Source organism: Agromyces humi, from assembly GCF_009720255.1.
Classification (GTDB): domain Bacteria; phylum Actinomycetota; class Actinomycetes; order Actinomycetales; family Microbacteriaceae; genus Agromyces; species Agromyces humi.
Genome location: NZ_WJSP02000403.1, coordinates 1 through 3,186, shown reverse-complemented (window position 1 = coordinate 3,186; position 3,186 = coordinate 1). Strand labels below are relative to the sequence as shown.

The window sequence follows — 3,186 nt, the reverse complement described above, 5'->3', positions numbered from 1 at the left end:
TGCGCCGCCGCGGATCCGGCCGCGGCCCACAGGTCGCCGTCGGAGATCACGCCGGTTCCGGGGGCCGGCCCCACGTCGGGGGCGTCCTGGTGCTCGCCGCGCTGGAGCAGTTCGAGCAGCTGCTCGGACGTGAGCGTCACGGGCACGGAGAGCTCCTGGGCGGCGCTCGTCGGGGACGCGAGCGCGGCGGCCGGGCTCGTGCCCGGCATGCTCATGACGAACGCGGTGAGGAACGCGACGACGGCGGCGACAGCCGTCCGTGTCCTGCGTCCCAGCGCGTTCGATGCCATGCGTTCGTTCCCCGTGGTTCGGTCATACGTCACTGGAGCCGGGCAGGCGCACGCGCCTGCCGATCCCGTCACCGCGGATGCGGTGACCTACGTGCCGTCGAACTTCCTCCGGGGATGCGCTGGAACAGCCATCGTTCCTGCGCCGGGTTGAGAAGGCTCAGTCGGTGACAGTACGCCCGGCCCGACGCCAGCGTCAATGACCGCCACGCCGTTCCGTCCCGCGGAACGCGCCCCAGTTCGGGGGCCACCTCCGGGAGCCGAGCCACCGATGCGCAGGCTGACATCGGTACATGCCGCGACCTGCATGTCCGGCGGTCGGAACCCGTGAGCCGGTAGACTGGCCGGTACCCGATGGTTGCCCTCAGACCCGAACGAGGAACACCGTGATCACCAGACGAGGAAGTCTGTACGTCATCCACGCCGGCGTCGCCGTGCGGTATGACGACGGCGAAATCACCCTCACCCACGCCGATCGCTCGATCGTCACCTCAGACCCCGACTTCGTCGAGGGCGTCCTGACGGCGGCGGTGCGGCAGGGGATACCCGTGCGGACGACCGACGATGTCGTCGGCGCGAGTCCTGCCCGGGAGGATGCCGCCGCCCGACCATCGGTGCCGGCCGACGACCGCGATGACGGCGATGTGCAGCCGCACCGCAGCTCCGCGCGGCACTGAGCCGCACGTGGGCGCGCTTCACCGGGCGGGACGCGGCGAACGAGAAAGCCCCCGCCCTCCGCGAGTGCGGAGTTCAGGGGCTTTCACTGGCGGTACCGGTGGGATTTGAACCCACGGTGCGCTTTCACGCACACAACTTTTCGAGAGTTGCACCTTCGGCCGCTCGGACACGGTACCGAGGACGATCTTAGACGACATCGCGGCGACGACCAAAACGAGCGGATGCCGCGCCCACGCGTTCAGCGACCGTCCAGCGTGCTCCCATACCGTCGGCGAGGTGGTGACCTCCGACCGGCTCCTGCGCACGACCGCCGTGGCGGCCGCGATCGGTGCTGCCGGAGCGGCGTCGGCCCTCGGATGGCGCCGCTTCCGCGCCCGCCTGACGGCGAACTCCCTCGTGCTGAACGAGACGCTGCCCGTGCACTCGAAGTGGTGGAGCGACCACGCGAAGGTACGGGGCGAGCTGCTCTACGTCGCCATCGGCGACAGCGCCGCGCAGGGCATCGGCGCCTCGAGTCCCGACCGCAGCTACGTGGGCGTCCTCGCCGAGGAGATCCGCGCCATCACCGGCCGCAGCGTGCGGGTGGTGAACCTGAGCGTGTCAGGCGCGACGGTCCAGCTCGCCGTGCAGGACCAACTGCCCCGGTTCGTGACGCTGAAGCCCGACGTCGTCACGGTGGCGATCGGTGCCAACGACATCGCGCAGTGGGATCCCGCGGCGTTCGAGCGCGGCATCCGCACCATCTTCGCGGCCCTGCCGCCGCACGCGCTCGTCGCGAACCTGCCGTTCTTCTACTTCCCGCGCAACGAGCGCAAGGTCGCGGTGGCGAACCGCATCATCCGCACGGTGGCCGACGAGCACGGCCTCACGGTCGTCCCGCTGCACACCGAGACGCGCCACCAGGGGATCCCCGGCATGCTGACGCAGTTCGCGATCGACATGTTCCACCCCAACGACCACGGCTATCGGGTCTGGGCCGACGCATTCGCGCCGTCGCTCGCGGCGCAGCTCGTCGAGCGGTTCCCCACACCCGAGACAGCGGCTCCGGATGTCGCGCCCGCCGTTGTCGGAGGCGACGCCTAGGCTCGGGGCATGGCCAAGCCCACCTCCGCGTTCCGATGCACCGAATGCGGGTGGAGCACCGTGAAGTGGGTCGGCCGTTGCGCCGAGTGCCAGCAGTGGGGCACCGTCGTCGACGCGGCCGAGCAGACCGGCATCCTCCGGTCGCTGCAGGCCGTGGTTCCCACGGCTGCGCGAGCCGCGCGCCCCATCAGCGAGGTCGACGTCGAAGACTCGGCGGCGCATCGACCCAGCGGCATCGGCGAGTTCGACCGCGTGCTCGGCGGCGGCATCGTGGCCGGGGCGGCCATCCTGCTGTCGGGTGAGCCTGGCGTCGGCAAGTCGACGCTGCTCCTCGAGGTGGCCGCGCGCGTCGCCGCCACCGGCCGCCGCGTGCTCTACGTCAGCGCCGAGGAGTCCACGGCCCAGGTGCGTCTTCGCGCGGGCCGCACGGGCGCACTGCACGACGAGCTCTACCTCGCCGCCGAGACCGATCTCGCCACGATCCTCGGGCAGGTCGACCAGGTCTCCCCCGAGCTGCTCATCGTCGACTCGGTGCAGACCGTCTCGAGCTCCCTGTCCGACGGGCTGCCGGGCCAGCCGAGCCAGGTGCGCGAGGTCGCCTCCACCCTCATCCGCGTCGCGAAAGAACGGCAGCTGCCGGTGCTGCTCGTCGGGCACGTCACCAAAGACGGGTCGATCGCAGGCCCGCGGCTGCTCGAGCACCTCGTCGACGTCGTCTGCCAGTTCGAGGGCGACCGGCAGACGGCGCTGCGCTTCGTGCGGGCGCTGAAGAATCGCTTCGGTCCCACCGACGAGGTCGGCTGCTTCGAGATGACGGGCGACGGCATCGCCGAGGTGCCCGACCCCTCCGGGCTCTTCCTCAGCCGTTCGCGCAATGCCGTGAGCGGCACGTGCGTCACCGTCGCCCTCGAGGGCCGGCGGGCACTGCCCGTCGAGGTGCAGGCGCTCGTCGTCTCCACGAAGGCACCGCAGCCGCGCCGGGTGGTCAACGGCGTCGACCCCTCACGCGTCGCGATGATCATCGCCGTGCTCGAACGCCGCGCCGGCCTCCGTCAGCTCGGCGAGCACGACGTGTACGTCTCCACGGTCGGCGGCGTGCGCCTGGCCGAGCCCGGCGCCGACCTCGCCATCGCCGTGG

Annotated in this window: 4 protein-coding genes and 1 tRNA gene; 3 read left to right on the top strand and 2 right to left on the bottom strand. The window is 71.3% G+C overall.

Annotated features, from left to right (window positions below):
- On the bottom strand, positions 1–290 hold a 290-nt coding region (locus GH736_RS19900), incomplete at its 3' end, for a hypothetical protein (RefSeq protein WP_159606419.1).
- A gap of 383 nt (positions 291–673) precedes the next feature.
- Between GH736_RS19900 and GH736_RS19895 the strand changes: the two genes are divergently transcribed.
- Positions 674–964: a hypothetical protein gene (locus tag GH736_RS19895; RefSeq protein WP_159606417.1), complete on the top strand. Its 291-nt coding sequence runs from the start codon at positions 674–676 to the stop codon at positions 962–964.
- Between the two features lie 87 nt (positions 965–1,051).
- Here GH736_RS19895 and GH736_RS19890 read toward each other — a convergent pair.
- Positions 1,052–1,141 (bottom strand) — tRNA-Ser (locus GH736_RS19890).
- Between the two features lie 100 nt (positions 1,142–1,241).
- Between GH736_RS19890 and GH736_RS19885 the strand changes: the two genes are divergently transcribed.
- Both GH736_RS19885 and radA read left to right on the top strand, forming a co-directional pair.
- Positions 1,242–2,048: an SGNH/GDSL hydrolase family protein gene (locus tag GH736_RS19885; RefSeq protein WP_235934527.1), complete on the top strand. Its 807-nt coding sequence runs from the start codon at positions 1,242–1,244 to the stop codon at positions 2,046–2,048.
- 9 nt (positions 2,049–2,057) lie between these two features.
- Positions 2,058–3,186: DNA repair protein RadA (radA, locus tag GH736_RS19880; RefSeq protein ID WP_159606415.1), on the top strand; the 1,129-nt coding region annotated here is incomplete at its 3' end.